We start from the raw sequence: 14,719 nt of genomic DNA, 5'->3' as shown, positions 1-14,719 counted from the left end.
GCCTCGGGGAGGGCCTCCTATGAACGGCATCCGCAAGCCGCGTCCCGTCCGGCTCGGGCCGCGCTCCACCGCCGCGCTTCTTCTCGTCGGTGCCGTGGGAGTGGCCGGCTTCGGGTGGCCCTTTCTCGCGCCGCCCGGCTCCGCCGTGAGCGCGCACGCCCAGGACGCGCCCTGGCTCTTCGCGGGGCTGCTCGTGCTGCTCGTCGCCGTCGTCGCGGCGGCGATCTCCGAGTCGGGGCTCGGGCCGAAGGCGGTGGCGATGCTCGGTGTGCTGGCGGCGGCCGGGGCGGCGCTGCGTCCGCTGGGTGCCGGTACGGCCGGGCTGGAGCCGATGTTCTTCCTGATGGTGCTCAGCGGGCGGGTGCTGGGGCCCGGGTTCGGGTTCGTCCTCGGGTCGGTGACCATGTTCGCGTCCGCGCTGCTCACGGGCGGGGTGGGGCCCTGGATGCCGTTCCAGATGCTCGCGATGGGCTGGTTCACGATGGGCGCGGGCCTGCTGCCGGGCGCGGAGCGGCTGCGCGGCCGGGCCGAGCTGCTCCTTCTCGCCGGGTACGGCTTCCTCGCCGCCTTCGCCTACGGCACGGTCATGAACCTGGCGGGCTGGCCCTTCATGGGCGAGCTGGCCTCGAACATCGCCTTCGTGCCGGACGCCCCCGTCCCCGCGAACCTCGCCCGCTTCGTCACGTACTGCCTGGCCACCTCGCTCGGCTGGGACCTGGGACGCGCGGTGCTCACCGTCGTCCTGACGATCACCCTCGGCCCGACCCTCCTCAAGGCGCTCCGGAGGGCCACCCGCCGGGCCGCCTTCGAGACCCAGGTCACTTTCGAGGCGCCCGGCGCGTGAAGCGGCCCATAGGACGCAGGTCACTTACTAGGCGGAGTAGTAGCTCGATGCGCGTGTCATGCCCACACAGAAACCGCCGCTGACCTGCGCATTGAGAGCCAGGTCACAAACGCCGCCTATACCCCACATACGACCACAACTAGCAAAAGGGGTGATTGCGGACGCCGGTCCAGCCTGTTTCTCTGGAGCAGTCGCACGGCGCCGACGAACCCTCACGGGTCGCGGCGCCGCCGCATGTCACCGCCGCACCGGCAGTACGCAGCACACGTGGCGTCGGACAGCCCGCGACCGCCCTGACCCCGAGGAAAAGGTTCTCCGTGTTCGTCTCCCGCATCGCCCGCACCATCGCCTCCCCGAAGAAGGCCCTCACCACCGCCGCCGTGGCCGCCGCCACCGCCGGTATGGTCCTGGCCGCGGCCCCGGCCCAGGCGGCGACCACCGCCTCCGCCTCCGACGCGAAGGCGATAGCGCAGAAGATGATCCCGGACGACGCCCAGTACAACGCGTTCAGCAAGATCGTCGAGCACGAGAGCGGCTGGGACGTCGACGCCACCAACTCGTCCTCCGGCGCGTACGGCCTGGTCCAGGCCCTCCCCGGTTCGAAGATGGCCTCGGCCGGCGCCGACTGGAAGACCAGCGCCGCCACCCAGATCGAGTGGGGCCTGGACTACATGAACGACCGCTACGGCAGCCCGGTCGCCGCCTGGAACTTCTGGCAGGCCAACGGCTGGTACTGAGCCGCCCGACCCGGTTCGACCGGCGCGACGGCCCCGACTCACCCGAGTCGGGGGCCGTCGCCTTTCCCGTCCCACCCGCCGTGTCCCTCCCTCAGCGCCCTTCCCTCCGTGTCCCTCCCCGGCCGTCCGTGGTGAACTGGCTCGCATGAGTACCGAGGCAAGCGGGCCGACGCTGCAGTCTCCGTCGTACGACCCCGAATCACGCGGTCTGCGGCTCGTGGCCGTCCTGCTGGTGCTGACGGTGGTCAGCGGGCTGATCGACGCCGTCAGCTATCTCGGGCTCGGGCATGTGTTCACCGCGAACATGACCGGCAACGTCGTCGTCCTGGGCTTCGCCGCCGCCGGTGCGCCCGGCTTCTCCGTACCGCACACGCTGGTGTCCCTGACGTCGTTCGTGGTGGGCGCCGTGGCCGGCGGCCGGGTCGCGGGGCGCCTCGGCGGCGGCTCGCGCCGGCGGTGGGCCCGGATCACCCTGGCCGTCGAGGCGCTGCTCCTGGGCGTGTCCTCGGCGGTCGCCTTCGCCGCGCCGGACGCGACGGCCACCGTGTACGCCCTGATCTCGGTCACCGCCTTCGCGATGGGCCTGCGCAACGCGACCGTACGCAGACTGGGCGTCCCCGACCTGACGACCACCGTCCTGACGATGACCCTGACCGGCCTCGCCGCCGACTCCCGCGCGGCCGGCGGCACGGGCCGGCACTCCCCGCGCCGTTCGGCCTCGGTGGCGGCGATGGCCCTGGGCGCGCTGCTCGGCGCGTGGCTGTACCTCCACCACGGCCTGGGGCTCCCGCTGCTGGTCACGGCCGTGGTGGTGGGCGTACTGGCGGTGTGCGCCTCGGGGCGGGAGTGAGGACGAGGAAGCGGTCCGAACCGTCGACGCCGCCCGGGCCGGAAGCCGGACGGAACGCGGGCCGGAAGCCCCCGGCGGGGCCCGCCGGCCCGGCTTCGCGGGCCGGCACTGTCGTTCGAAGGCCCCGAGTGGCTGTCGAAAGTGGCTACCGATCGATAACGCTTGGGGATCGCCCGGGGTCGGGTCCCTCCGTCCCGCGGATGCCCGTATGGGCCGGGATCGGTCCGCCGCACCCCGTTTGACCTGCGCGTGCTGTGTCGGCGGGCGGGATTTTCCGGCGTGCGCGGGGCCGTTCCCGCGGCGGGCGCGGAAGTGGCCGGCGAGAGTCAGAGGCGCTCGACGGGCCCGCGCCGGTCGGAAGCGGAGCATACTGACGTCAATGACTAAGACAGCGGTGACCAAGGCCCATCTGCCCACCAGTCCCTTCAAAGCCCCTGTGGCCCCACCTGCCAAGCGGTTCGCGGTAGGAGACCGGGTCACTCACGACGTGTTCGGCCTCGGCCGAGTGACCACCGTCGAGGACGGCATCGCGGTGCTCGTCGACTTCGGCGGCATGCAGGAGCGGATCACCAGCCCCTACGCCAAGCTGACCGTTCTGTGAGCTCTGCCGTAGGGACGACCTCACTGTTCTCCGCTCCGGAACAGCTGCCGGTCCACGAACGGACCGACACCCCGACTCCGGTGCTCAACCCCTTCCAGGCGCCGGCCTTCGCCGAAGGCACTCCTGGATTCGACGCCGACCCGGCGGAGGATCTCGGCGCCGCGGAGTAGCGCTGTCGATGCCTCTCAGATCCGGGGCATCGGCAGCGCGTACACCTTGTCGAAGTGCTGGGCGATCAGCGGGTGGTCACCGTCGGCGCCCGGGTCGCAGGAGAGCTGCCAGTCGTTGATGCCGGTGTCCCGGCCGTCGGTGAAGTTCCAGAGCAGCTCGCCCTGTCGCGCGTCGAGCGCGTAGAAACCGTCCTTGTTGGCCTCGGCCGTGACGAAGACCGAGCCGCCGCCCGCGATCAGCGGGTTCTCCAGGTCCAGCCGGGGCGTCTCGCGGAACCAGCGCCGGGCACCGCTGACGGCGTCGAACGCCTCGACGCCGTGCGGGTTCCTGGTCATGCCGTACACCGTGCCGTCCGCGGCGGCGACGGAGGCGAAGCCGCCGTTGTCCCGCTTCGCCCGCCAGCGCACCGCGCCGGAGTCCAGGTCCACGGCGATCAGCTCGCTGTCGGCGGCGAAGACGGTCCCGTCGAGCAGGACCGGCGCCGAACGGGTCTCCGACTCGGACGTCATCCGCCGGCTCCACACCACGGTTCCGCGCCCGTCGCTGCTGCGGGCCGTGAGACGGTGCAGTCCGTCGAGGTAGACGAAGCGGTTGGCGTCGATGACCGGCTTCAGGTCGAGCCCGATGTCCTGTGCGTCGATGGGGATGACGCTGGCCAGGCGTGCCCGCAGATTCGTACCGAGGACAACGTTGGTCGAGGTGGCCGAACCCGACCCCTGCGCGCCGTCCGGGCCCTGCTGGCGGTCGAACCGCAGTCCGATGATGGAGACGGTGGTGCCGACCCCGCCGAGCAGGGTGTCGAAGCGGAAGTCCGACCCGAAGTCCAGGGAGTACCGCTCGGCGCCGGTGACCGGGTCGACGCCGATCACGGTCGCGCCGGTGCCGAGGGCGACGGCGACGTCCGAGACGAGCAGCGGCGGGGTGGGCGATTGGCTGATGCCCCGGTAGATCCAGCGGGGCTTGGTGCCGTCGACGAGGCCGAGGCTGAACATCGTGCCCGACTGCGTCTTCATCAGGGCCGTGTCGTTGTAGAAGACCGCCGGTGCCTGTACGAGCGGGCTGCTGTCGTACGTCCACAGCGGTTCCGGCGCCCGGCCGGACGGCTTGGCCGCTCCGCCGCCGTTCGCCCGGTCGTCGCCCGAGCCGTGGAGCAGCGCGATCGCGCCGACGCCCAGGGCGAGCGCGCCGGCCGCGAGGACCCCGCGCCGGGAGGGGCCGGGGTTCAGCGACCGCCGGGCACGATGGGTGCCGCGCTCGCTGGGCGACTGGGCGGGCGACGGGGGCACGGGCGTGCGCTCGCGGGTGTCCCCGCCGGTCTTCGGCGGCCCCGGGCGGTCGGGGCCGCCGGGGTGCTCGGGGTGTTCGGCGTGGTCGGGGAAGACCACGCGCTGGGGGCCGCTCGGGCGGCGCTCGGTGATCAGTCGTTGTACGGCGGCGAGGCGCGGGTCGACGCGCACGCCACCGGGGGCCGATCCGGCGGCGGGGGCCGGCACGGGGGCGGCGGTGGCGCCGACGCGGGCGGACTCCCGCTCACGTTCCCGTCCGTGCTCGCGTCCGCGCTCGCGTCCGTGGAGGGCTGTCGTCCCGCCCGCCCCGAAGTCGAGGTCGAGGTCCATGAGGGCGGCTGCCTGGTGCCGGATCCAGGAGTTCACGGGGTCCGGCAGCCAGTCGTGCCAGTTCAGCGCGTCGGCGCCGGCGGGCGCGCAGGCCGCCGACACCCGGTCGGGGCTGGGCCTGGCCGCCGGGGACTTTTCGAGACAGAGCCCGATGATCGTGTCCAGGGGGTCCTGAACACCCGTCAGATCCGGTGTGCCGTGCACGACTTGGTAGAGCAGGGTGGCCGCCGACGAGCCGTCGAAGGGCGACTTGCCGGTGGCCGCGTAGGCCAGCACCGAGCCCAGACAGAAGACGTCCCCCGCCGGGCCCATCGGATCGCCCGTGGCGTGCTCCGGGCACATGTAGCGCGGGGAGCCCAACAGCACGCCGGACAGGGTGAGTTCGTAGCCGTCGGTGGCCCGGACGATGCCGAAGTCGATGACGCGCGGGCCCTCGGCGGAGAGCAGCACGTTGGACGGCTTGAGGTCGCGGTGCACAAGTCCCGCCGAATGCACGGCGATCAGCGCCTCGGCGAGTCCGGCGCCGAGGGCCAGCACGGTTCTCGGCGGCAGCGGGCCGTACGCCTCGACGGCCTCGGCGAGGGTCGGGCCGAGGATGTGCGTGGTGGCCAGCCAGGGGACGGGGCCGTCCGGGTCGGCGTCCAGGACGGACGCCGTGTAGGTGCCGCTCACCGCCCGGGCCGCGTCGACCTCGCGGCGGAAGCGGTTGCGGAAGGCCCGGCCCGAGGCCAGTTCGGGCCGGATCACCTTGACGGCCACGGTCTGTTGCCGGTCGTCCTTGGCGAGAAAGACCTCCCCCATCCCCCCGGCGCCCAGTCGCGCGACAGTACGGTACGGCCCCAACTGCTCCGGATCCGTGGGACGAAGTGGCTCCATTTTCCTCAGCTCGCCTGTTCCCCGTTCATATGGACTTGGAGGGAGAGTAGGTGCTGGAGGGGCAGTTGGAGTACGCAACCGGCCAAGTCGTGGCCATTACTTGAGACTTCAGGCAGGGACTGTCCGGACGTTACTCGTGACGCCGGGACGAATCCGGCACGACTCGTTCCGGATCTGCGCCCTCTCGGTACGACAGTCAGCTCAACTCGGCGTAGACGATGAGGTTGTTGACCGGATGGCCCTGGGCGTCGAAGTCGCCGTCGCAGGTGATCAGCCGGAGGGCGCGGTCCTGGGTCGGGCCGTAGACCTTCTCGGTGGGGAAGGCGTGCTTGCCGACACTCTCCGTAGCCGTGACGGTGAAGTGGGCCGTGTCGCCGTTCGTGTCGGTGACGGTGATGTCGGCGCCCTTGGCGATCTTCTTGAGGTCGTGGAAGACGGCCCGGCCGAAGCGGGTGTCGTTGTGCCCGATGACGACGGCCGCACCGACCTGGCCGGGCAGCACCCCGCCGGTGTACCAGCCGGCGGTCATCCCCCGCTCGGCCGGCGGAACCTCGACCGTGCCGTCCGCGTTGAGCCCCAGCTCCATCAGCGAACCGCTGATCCCGAGCGAGGGCACGGCGACCTCGGCCGGCGCGGCCGGGTCCGCCGGAGCGTCGGACGCGCCGGCGGTCGCGACCCCCGCGCCGGGCACCGAGGCGCCGGTGGCGACCCGGACCTTCGGATCGGGCACCGCCGAACACCCGGTGAGCAGGCCGACGAGCACAAGAAGGACGAGGGTCGCGAACAACGCGACGACGGTACGGGACCGGGACAGGGCCGGACGGTGTGCAGGGGACAACTCGGGCTCCAGAACAGGGTGCGGGGAGGTACGCCGGAACGCACAGGGCGCCGCCCGATGAAGGACGACGCCGCCGTGCCGTACGAGAGGTGGTACTGGCCGGCCGGCCGCGGCTCACGTCCGCGAGGTCCCGTCGCCTCCGGCCCGGAGCACGCGCCGGGCGTCGCCGGGCCGGGGGGGCACCCCCTGGCGGACACGGCCCAGGATCTAGCGGCGGGCCGCCGTGCGGCGGCGTACGACGTAGGTGCCCGCGCCCGCGAGGAGCAGGGTGCCCGTGGCCGTGCCGATCAGGGTGGTGGTGTTGTTGTCGTCGGCCGGGGCCTCGCCCGCCGCGACGCCGCCGCGGGGGTAGTCCTTGCCGCCCTTCTTGGCGGCCTCCGCCTTCCTGGCCTCGGCCTCCTTGAGCGTCCTGGCGTCCTCGGCCTTCTTCTTCTCCAGGGCCTCCTTCTGCTCCGGGGTCAGGTCGGTCGCGCCCGGCGTCGGGGTCGGGTCGGTGGCGAAGGCCGCGGAGGCCGGGACGAGCAGCGCGCCGGCCGCGACGCCGGTCAGTACGGCGAGACGCAGCGGGCGCAGGGTGAGACGGCGGGACATGTGGGACTCCAGTTCCAGCCCGGCCTTGGTCGTACCTGGGTGCTCGATCCGCACCAGGTTCCGGGCATGCCCCCACCCTGGCCGCCAGTTGTGAGGAATCTGTCAGATCGCCGTCGTCATCCGATCAGGGCCGGCCGCGCTGCTCACGGGCAGCCGCAGGGTGAAGGCGGCCCCCTCCCCCTCCGTGCTCACCACGTCGACCGTGCCGCCGTGCGCCTCGGCCAGCTTGAGGACGATCGCCAGGCCCAGCCCGCTGCCGCCGGTGCTGCGGTTGCGGGACTTCTCGGCCCGCCAGAACCGGTCGAAGACGTACGGGAGATCGGCCGCCGGGATGCCGCTGCCGGTGTCGGCCACCTCCACCGCCAGTTCGTCACCGGAAGCGCCCGCGCCGGTGACGTACGGGCGCAGACTCACCCTGCCGCCCGCCGGGGTGTGGCGGACCGCGTTGGAGACGAGGTTGCTGACGGCCTGGCGCAGCCGTACCGGGTCGGCGTCGAGGAGCGGGAGGGGTGGGGTGCCCGGCGGGGGCTCGGGGAGGGTGAGCGTGACGCCCGCCGTCTCCGCCAACCCCTGGTGTGCGGAGGCGACTTGGGCGAGCAGCTCGGCCACGCGCACCGGCTTGCGGTGCAGTCGCAGCGCGCCCGCGTCGGCCGCGCCCAGGTCCTGGAGGTCGTTGATGAGGTGCTGGAGCTGCACCGCCTCCTCCAGGAGCGAGGAGACGAACGCCGGGTCGGGTTCGGCGAGCCCGTCGTGGGCGGCCTCCAGCCAGCCCCGGATGTTGCTCAGCGGCGTACGCAGCTCGTGCGCGACATCGCTGACCATCACCTTGCGCTGCTCCTCCAGTCTGGCCCGGTGGGCGGCCATGTCGTTGAAGGCCGCCGCCAGCCGCCCGATCTCGTTGTCGGAGCCGACAGGGACGGGCACCGGCGTCGAGTCGAGGCCGTCCCGCATCCGCTGGGCGGCGCCGGTCAGCGCGTGCAGGGGGCGTACGAGCCTGCCGCCCGCGAGGACCGAGGCGCCGACGGTGAGGGCCAGCACCAGGGCGGTGACCCCGGCGATCCGGGCGGTGCTGGCCGGGGAGAGGTCGAGGCCGGGGACTCCGGCGGCGCCGGGGCCGTCGATGAACAGCAGTGCGGACTCGGCGACATAGGCGCTGAGCTGCTCCCGGCGGGCGCTGCCGACGCACTCGGCGATGGCCCGGTCGTACCCGCTGTCCAGGGTCTCGGCCGGGTCGTCGTAGAGCTTGCCGTCGACGGCGGCGGCCCTCCGCTTGGCGGCCTCGGCCGCCTCCGCAGCCGCGGCGGCCTTGGCGACCCTGGCGTCCTCGGCCAGTTTGGCGGCCAGCCGCTCGTCCTGCGCCGCCTTCACCGCCGTCTCGCGGTCGATGCCCTCCCCGGTGACCCGGCTCGCGCCGTCCTGGCCGTATCCCCAGCTCCGGTCCCAGGAGAGGTCGAGGTTGAGGGTCACGCCCGTACGGCCCTGCCGGGTCAGGCAGGAGTCGGCGAGCTGGTTGAGGGCGCGCAGGGCCTTGCGCTCGGTCGGGGTGGGCGACACCGGGAAGGCGTCCAGGCACTTCGCCTCGGTGGCGCGGGCGATCTCGTCCTCGGCCGCGCTGTCCGTCTCGTTGCTCACGAACTCCACGCGGGGCCGGCCGGCCGGGCTCTCGACGATGTCCGCGGCGATGCCCATCTTGCCGAGGCACTGCACCCGCCCGGCGGAGGCCTTGCGCAGCACGGAACGTTCCTTCGCGGGCAGCCGGAACGGGCCGACGGCCCGGGGGTCGACGCGGTCCGCGCCGGTCTCGGCGGCGTCGGGCACCAGCACGGTGTCGACGGCCAGCGGGTCGACGATCGCCGAGGGCTGGCCGGCGAGCGAGGCCGCCGCCGAACTCCCCTTGCGGGAAGCAGAGTTGGACTCGGATTCGGATTCGGACTGGGACTCGGCCGAGTCGGCGAACGGGCGGCGGCCCGGGGTGGTGAGCACGATCCTGCGCCCGGACTGCCGGGCCAGTTCGCGCACGGTCGCGTCGACGCCGTCCCAGTCGGGGTGGGTGGCCGCATAGCCGAGGAGGGTGTTGTAGATCTTCGCGTCGGACTTGAGGTTCTGCCCCTGCTCCTGTCGGATCGCGACGGTGGTCGTCTGCACGGCGAGCCAGGCGGTGGCGGCCACCGAGCAGGACGCGACCAGCGCGGTCACCGTCAGCAGCCGCCCGGCCAGGCTCCTACGGAGCGGCAGCCGGCCGCCCGCCGCGCCCTTCCCCCGGTCAGGACGACGCATGGCGCACGTTCCTCGCCGGGTCAAGGAGCTTGTAGCCGACGCCGAAGACGGTGACGATGCGGGACGGCCGCCGGGGAGCGCGCTCGATCTTCTTGCGCAGGTTCATGATGTGCACGTCGACGGTCCGGCCGCTGATGTACTTGTCGAAGCCGTGCAGTTCCTCCAGCAGCCGCGCCCTGGTGAAGACCCGGCCGGGCTCGGCGGCCATCGCCGCGAGGATCCGGAACTCACCGGGCGTGCACTCGACCGCCGCGCCCCCGACGGACACCTCGTGCCGCGCGGGGTCGACCCGGAGCGCGCCGACCGCCAACACCTCGTCGTCCGGGGCGGCTTGGGGTTCGGGAGCGGGTGCGGGCCCGGGGTCGGGCTCGGTGCCGTGCCGGTGGCGGCGCAGCAACGTCCGTACCCGGGCCGTCAGTTCGCGGGGGCTGAACGGCTTGGTCATGTAGTCGTCGGCGCCGAGGTCGAGGCCGAGCAGCAGATCGTCCTCGGTGCTGCGGGCCGTGAGCATCAGCACCGGCACCTCGCGGCGTTCGGCGCGCAGGATGCGTACGACGTCCAGGCCGTCGGCTCTGGGCATCATCACGTCGAGGACGACCAGGTCGGGGCTCTGCTGCCGGACCGTCTCCAGGGCGGTCCGGCCGTCCTCGACGACCGTGACGGTGTGGCCCTCGTGCTCCAGATAGCGGCGCACCAGTTCGGCCTGCTTCGGGTCGTCTTCGGCGACGACGATGTTTGCGCACACGCCGCGATCGTAGCGAGCGGCGCCGCCGCGAGGACCGCGAGCGGCCCTACCGTACGGGCCGTTCGGCCACCGGCGGCCGGGGGTGGAGCCGGGCGGTCGAGCGTCCGGTGAGGTCGAGGAGCAGTTCGGCGAAGAGGGCGTCGCCCCAACCGAACCAGGGGCGGGTGTAGTTGGCGGGGTCGTCGACGTGGAAGCTCTCGTGCACGGAACCCGTGCCCGCGTCGGTGCGCAGCAACTGCTCGGCGAGGCGGACCCGTTCGGCCTCGTCGTCGCTGGTCAGGGCCTGCATGGTGAGGGAGAGCGGCCAGACGTGCCCGGGCGGGGTGTGCGGGCTGCCGATGCCGGAGGCCGAACTCCCGCTGTAGTAGAAGGGGTTGGCGTCACTGAGGACGAACTCGCGGGTGCGCAGGTAGAGCTGGTCGCCGGGGTCGCACCAGCCGAGGTAGGGCAGCGAGAGGAGGCTCGGGATGTTGGCGTCGTCCATGAGCGACTGCCCGCCGAGACCGTCGACCTCGTACGCGTACACCGCCGGGTCTGCCCCGGAGGTCACCCCGTGCGTACGTATCCCGGTGGCGATCTCGCCCGACAGGGCGGTGGCGTCGGCGGCGAGGCCGGGGTAGCCGAGGGCGGTCGCCAGTTCGGCGAGGCCGCGCAGGGCGACGGCCGCCATGGCGTTGGCGGGGACGAGGTAGCCGTACTCGCAGCGGTCGTCGCTGGGGCGGAAGCCGGACCAGGTCATCCCGGTGGGCGCGGTCGGGGCGCCCCGACCGTCGCGGGCCAGCGTGTCGTACTCCCAGTCGCCCTCGCGCCGGAACTCGTACGGCGAGCTGTTCTCGTGGTCCTGCTCGACCCGCCACAGGGTGATGATCCGGCGGGCGGCGCGGACGAAGCGGTCGTCGGCGGTGAGGTGGCCGAGGCTTCCGGTGGCCCGCCAGATGCCGTAGGCCAGCTGGAGCGGGGCGCAGAGCGAGTCGATCTCGTACTTCTGCTCCCAGACCAGCGGGGCGGGGACCGGGTCGTCGACGTAGCCGGCGCCGGAGCCGTCGGGTTCGGCGTTGAAGGCGTTGGCGTAGGGGTCGGCGAGGACGTAGCGCAGCTGGCGGCGCAGGACGCCGGTGAGGGCGGCGGCGACGGCCGGGTCGTCGGCGGCGAGGAGGTAGGGGCGGACCTGGGCGGTGCTGTCGCGCAGCCACATCGCGGGGATGTCGCCGGTGAGGACGAAGACCTCGCCGTCGGGCTGCGGGCGCATGGCGCGGCCCCAGGTGCCGGTGAGCAGCCCGGTGAAGCGGTCGGCGGCGCGCGGGTCGAGGGAGCGCAGCTCGCGGTGGACGTCGGCGCTCAGGGCGCGGAGGCCTTCCGGCAGCTCGCTTCCCGACTCGTTGGCAAGCCGCATGATCATCCTCCACGTACTCCGTCGCGAGCTGAGACAACGTTGTTTTGAAACAACGTTGTCGGACCATACGTACCGACCCCCGGGCCGCGCAAGGCGTGCAAAATCCCGGTTCCATTCCATTGACAACGTTGTTTCACGGGGGTTTGCTGTGCGGCACGCAACGACGCGCAGCGGCCTTTGTCGCGAAGTAAGCCTTTTCGGAGTGATGCCGGACATGCGAACGCCCACCATGCGGGAGGTCGCCGCCCTCGCCGGGGTGTCGATCAAGACCGTCTCCCGGTTCGTCAACGGTGACGAGACGGTCTCCCCCGCGATCGCGGAGCGGGTGCGCGCTGCCATAGACGAGACCGGTTACCGCCGCAACGACCTCGCCCGGAGCCTGCGCCCCGGCCAGCGCAGCACCACGCTGGCGCTGCTGGTCGGCGATCTGACCAACCCGTTCTACGGTTCGATCGCCAACGGCGTCATGGGCGTGGCCCGCGCCCACGGCCACAACGTCGTGCTGGCCAGCTCCGACGAGGACCCCGAGGCCGAGCGCCGGGGCATCGACGACCTGCTCGGGCAGCGGGTCGCCGGGCTGCTGATCGTGCCGGGCGCCATGGACTACGGCTACCTCGGCCGCGAGGTCGACCAGGGCACCCCGGTGGTCTTCCTGGACCGGCCCGCGCTGGGCCTGGACGCGGACACCGTGCTGCTGGACAACCACGGGGGTGCCCGTAAGGCCACCGAGCATCTGATCGCGGCGGGCCACCGGCGGATCGGCGTCGTCGTGGCCGCCAGCCACCACACCACGGGGCGCCGCCTCGACGGCTATCTGGACGCCATGCGCGCCGCCTTCGGCGAGGTCGACGAGGCCCTGGTCGCGAGGCTGGAGCACGGCACCCGCGCCGAGGCCGAGCAGGCCGCCGCCGAACTCCTCGCACTGCCCCCGGACCGGCGCCCCACGGCCCTGTTCACCACCACCAACTTCCTGACCCACGGCGCCCTGCGCGCCATGGGCCCGGGGCAGGGCACGGCGCTGGTCGGCTTCGACGACTTCCCCTTCGCCGACCTGCTGCCCACCCCCGTGACGGTCGTGTCCGGGGACGCCGACGAGATGGGCCGCGAGGCGACCCGACTGCTGCTGACCCGGATCGCGGGCCAGAGCGGACCACCCCGCCGGGTCGAGCTAGGCACCGTACTGATCCCCCGTGGAAGCGGAGAGCAGAAGCCATGAGCACCCCCAGTCCCGCAGACCCGGCTCCGACCGGCCCGGCTCCGGCCGGCACAGCTTCGGTCGGCCCGGCTCCGCACGGGGCCACCGCCCTCGCCACCCCGGTCCTCGAACTGTCCGGCATCGTCAAGAGCTACGGCCAGGTCCAGGCGCTGCGCGGGGCCGCGCTCACCGTCTATCCGGGCGAGGTCGTCGCGCTGGTCGGTGACAACGGCGCCGGGAAGAGTACGACGATCAAGGTCATCTCCGGGGTGATCCAGCCCGACGCGGGCGAGATCAGGGTCGACGGCCGGCCGGTGACCATCCCGGACCCGATCGCCGCCCGTCGCCTCGGCATCGAGACCGTCTACCAGGATCTCGCCCTCGCGCCCGACCTGGACCCCGCCGAGAACCTCTTCCTCGGCCGCGAGATCATGCGCCCCGGGCTGCTCGGCAAGCTCGGCTTCCTGGACCGGAAGGCCATGCGGGCCAAGGCCGACGAGGCGTTCGGCTCGCTCGGCGTCGGCATCCAGGACACCGCCGCGCAGGTCGTCACGATGTCCGGCGGCCAGCGCCAGGGCATCGCGGTCGGCCGGGCGGTCAACTGGGCGGACCGCGTGCTGCTGATGGACGAGCCGACGGCCGCACTGGGCGTCGTACAGACCGAGCGGGTCGGACAGCTGATCCAGCGGGTCCGGTCCTCGGGCGTCGCGGTGGTCCTGATCAGCCACAACCTGCCGTTCGTCTTCGAGTACGCGGACCGCATCGAGGTGCTGCGGCTCGGGCAGCGGGTGGCCCGGCTGTCCGGTGCGACGGCCACCAGCGAGAACGTCCTCGGCGCCATGACGGGCGCCCTCACCTTCGAGGACGCGTCCGATCCCGCCCTCACCCCGGCAGACAGCGAGGAACAGTCATGACCCCCGGTACCGAGGTGAAGTCCGCGCCCGCAGGACCGGGCGAGGACGGCCCCCGTCCCCTCCGCTCCGCCGCCCTGGCCGCAGCCTGGCGGAACATGAAGGGCACCCGGAGCCTCGCCCTGGTCGTCCTGCTGGTGCTCCTCGCGGTGTTCGGCGCGGCCTACCCCGACAACTTCCTCACCGCGTACAACCTGCGCAGCGTGGCCATCGAGGCCGCGTCCTACTGCGTCCTGGCCATCGGGATGACGTTCGTGATGACCACCGGCGGCATCGACCTGTCGGTCGGCTCGGTGCTGATCTTCTCCGGGGTCGTGGGCGTGAAGGTGATGTCGGCGCTGGGCGGCGAGGGCCCGCTGACCCTGTTCGCGGGCCTGGTGACAACGATGGCAACGGGTCTGGCCTGGGGCGTCCTGAACGGCCTCCTCGTCACGAAGGCCAAACTCCCGCCCCTGATCGCCACGTTGGCGACCCTGTCGGCGGCGGGCGGCGGCGCGCTGGTCCTCACCAACGGCCTGGACCTGCGCGGTGTGCCCGACTCCCTGGTCAGCGGCCTCGGCTTCGGCCGCTTCCTGGGCATCCCGTACACGGTGTGGCTGGCCATCGGCCTCACCATCGCGGGCGCGATCGTCCTCGGCCTCACCCGCTTCGGCACCTACACCCGCACGATCGGCTCCAACGTCGAGGCCGCCCGCCGCGCCGGAGTGGCCGTCGACCGTCACCTCATCAAGGTGTACGCGCTGTGCGGACTCCTCGCCGGGATCGCCGCGTACGTCAACCTGGCCCGCTTCTCCACCACGACCGTCGGCGGCCACACCGGCGACAACCTCCAGGCGATCGTCGCCACCGTCCTCGGCGGCACCAGCCTCTTCGGCGGCGTCGGCAGCGTCCTGGGCACCGCCTTCGGCTCCCTCATCCCGGCCGTGCTCAGCAACGGCCTGGTCATCATCGGCCTCCAGCCGTTCTGGCAACAGGTCGCCGTGGGCGCGGTGTTGGCGGGGGTCGTGTACGTCGACCACGTCAACCGGCGCCGCCGCACGCTCCGTTAACCCCCTAAACCCCCCTCACTTGCTG

Annotated in this window: 14 protein-coding genes; 8 read left to right on the top strand and 6 right to left on the bottom strand. The window is 72.6% G+C overall.

The window, feature by feature from the left end; genetic code table 11:
* The first annotated feature begins 19 nt into the window (after positions 1-19).
* The 5 genes from CW359_RS20815 to CW359_RS45350 all read left to right on the top strand — a co-directional run bounded on the left by CW359_RS20815 (position 20) and on the right by CW359_RS45350 (position 3,202).
* A complete protein-coding gene (locus CW359_RS20815) occupies positions 20-844 on the top strand; it encodes an ECF transporter S component (RefSeq protein WP_105971525.1) in 825 nt (274 codons plus the stop codon).
* 317 nt (positions 845-1,161) lie between these two features.
* On the top strand, positions 1,162-1,581 hold the full coding sequence (locus CW359_RS45900) for an aggregation-promoting factor C-terminal-like domain-containing protein (RefSeq protein WP_198655305.1): 420 nt from the start codon (positions 1,162-1,164) through the stop codon (positions 1,579-1,581).
* A 145-nt stretch (positions 1,582-1,726) separates the two neighbouring features.
* Positions 1,727-2,431: a YoaK family protein gene (locus CW359_RS20805; protein ID WP_105971524.1), complete on the top strand. Its 705-nt coding sequence runs from the start codon at positions 1,727-1,729 to the stop codon at positions 2,429-2,431.
* Positions 2,432-2,810: 379 nt separating this feature from the next.
* The gene (locus CW359_RS20800) at positions 2,811-3,032 is read left to right on the top strand and encodes a hypothetical protein (protein WP_105971522.1); all 222 of its coding nucleotides are present in this window, start codon (positions 2,811-2,813) and stop codon (positions 3,030-3,032) included.
* On the top strand, positions 3,029-3,202 hold the full coding sequence (locus tag CW359_RS45350; RefSeq protein ID WP_157968601.1) for a hypothetical protein: 174 nt from the start codon (positions 3,029-3,031) through the stop codon (positions 3,200-3,202). The genes CW359_RS20800 and CW359_RS45350 overlap by 4 nt, the downstream gene beginning before the upstream one ends.
* Before the next feature lie 15 nt (positions 3,203-3,217).
* On the opposite strand, the gene CW359_RS20795 is transcribed toward CW359_RS45350, so the two are convergent.
* The 6 genes from CW359_RS20795 to CW359_RS20770 form a co-directional block, all read right to left on the bottom strand.
* Positions 3,218-5,620: a protein kinase domain-containing protein gene (locus CW359_RS20795; protein WP_232838494.1), complete on the bottom strand. Its 2,403-nt coding sequence runs from the start codon at positions 5,618-5,620 to the stop codon at positions 3,218-3,220.
* 271 nt (positions 5,621-5,891) lie between these two features.
* Positions 5,892-6,533 carry a class F sortase gene (locus CW359_RS20790; protein ID WP_105971519.1) on the bottom strand — a complete coding sequence of 214 codons (642 nt, stop codon included), beginning with the start codon at positions 6,531-6,533 and terminating at the stop codon, positions 5,892-5,894.
* Between the two features lie 207 nt (positions 6,534-6,740).
* Entirely contained in the window at positions 6,741-7,178 is a 438-nt protein-coding gene (locus CW359_RS20785; RefSeq protein WP_112410734.1) for a hypothetical protein, read from the bottom strand.
* 48 nt (positions 7,179-7,226) lie between these two features.
* Positions 7,227-9,401 (bottom strand): sensor histidine kinase, encoded by a 2,175-nt coding sequence (locus tag CW359_RS20780; protein WP_105971517.1) that lies wholly within the window; start codon positions 9,399-9,401, stop codon positions 7,227-7,229.
* Positions 9,388-10,146, bottom strand: coding sequence for a response regulator transcription factor (locus CW359_RS20775; protein ID WP_105971516.1), 759 nt, complete (start codon positions 10,144-10,146; stop codon positions 9,388-9,390). Before CW359_RS20775 ends, CW359_RS20780 begins: the two co-directional genes overlap by 14 nt.
* A 46-nt stretch (positions 10,147-10,192) precedes the next feature.
* On the bottom strand, positions 10,193-11,539 hold the full coding sequence (locus CW359_RS20770) for a glycoside hydrolase family 125 protein (protein ID WP_105971592.1): 1,347 nt from the start codon (positions 11,537-11,539) through the stop codon (positions 10,193-10,195).
* A gap of 214 nt (positions 11,540-11,753) precedes the next feature.
* Here CW359_RS20770 and CW359_RS20765 point away from each other — a divergent pair, with 214 nt between their 5' ends.
* From CW359_RS20765 to CW359_RS20755, 3 genes are read left to right on the top strand one after another with little or no spacing between them, the layout of a single operon-like run.
* The gene (locus CW359_RS20765; protein ID WP_232838493.1) at positions 11,754-12,755 is read left to right on the top strand and encodes a LacI family DNA-binding transcriptional regulator; all 1,002 of its coding nucleotides are present in this window, start codon (positions 11,754-11,756) and stop codon (positions 12,753-12,755) included.
* The gene (locus CW359_RS20760) at positions 12,752-13,648 is read left to right on the top strand and encodes an ATP-binding cassette domain-containing protein (protein ID WP_232838492.1); all 897 of its coding nucleotides are present in this window, start codon (positions 12,752-12,754) and stop codon (positions 13,646-13,648) included. The genes CW359_RS20765 and CW359_RS20760 overlap by 4 nt, the downstream gene beginning before the upstream one ends.
* Entirely contained in the window at positions 13,645-14,694 is a 1,050-nt protein-coding gene (locus CW359_RS20755) for an ABC transporter permease (RefSeq protein WP_105971513.1), read from the top strand. The genes CW359_RS20760 and CW359_RS20755 overlap by 4 nt, the downstream gene beginning before the upstream one ends.
* Positions 14,695-14,719: the final 25 nt, after the last annotated feature.

This window comes from Streptomyces geranii (assembly GCF_002954775.1).
Lineage (GTDB): Bacteria > Actinomycetota > Actinomycetes > Streptomycetales > Streptomycetaceae > Streptomyces > Streptomyces geranii.
Note: the sequence above shows the minus strand (reverse complement) of the source record. Positions and strands in the feature narration are given on the sequence as shown.

Bases quoted from the DNA above. Each gene is read 5' to 3' on its own strand.
- CW359_RS20815 (WP_105971525.1), top strand. From the start codon at position 20: ATGAACGGCATCCGCAAGCCGCGTCCCGTCCGGCTCGGGCCGCGCTCC.
- CW359_RS20805 (WP_105971524.1), top strand. From the start codon at position 1,727: ATGAGTACCGAGGCAAGCGGGCCGACGCTGCAGTCTCCGTCGTACGAC.
- CW359_RS20800 (WP_105971522.1), top strand. From the start codon at position 2,811: ATGACTAAGACAGCGGTGACCAAGGCCCATCTGCCCACCAGTCCCTTC.
- CW359_RS20795 (WP_232838494.1), bottom strand. From the start codon at position 5,620: ATGGGGGAGGTCTTTCTCGCCAAGGACGACCGGCAACAGACCGTGGCC.
- CW359_RS20780 (WP_105971517.1), bottom strand. From the start codon at position 9,401: ATGCGTCGTCCTGACCGGGGGAAGGGCGCGGCGGGCGGCCGGCTGCCG.
- CW359_RS20770 (WP_105971592.1), bottom strand. From the start codon at position 11,539: ATGCGGCTTGCCAACGAGTCGGGAAGCGAGCTGCCGGAAGGCCTCCGC.
- CW359_RS20765 (WP_232838493.1), top strand. From the start codon at position 11,754: ATGCGAACGCCCACCATGCGGGAGGTCGCCGCCCTCGCCGGGGTGTCG.
- CW359_RS20760 (WP_232838492.1), top strand. From the start codon at position 12,752: ATGAGCACCCCCAGTCCCGCAGACCCGGCTCCGACCGGCCCGGCTCCG.
- CW359_RS20755 (WP_105971513.1), top strand. From the start codon at position 13,645: ATGACCCCCGGTACCGAGGTGAAGTCCGCGCCCGCAGGACCGGGCGAG.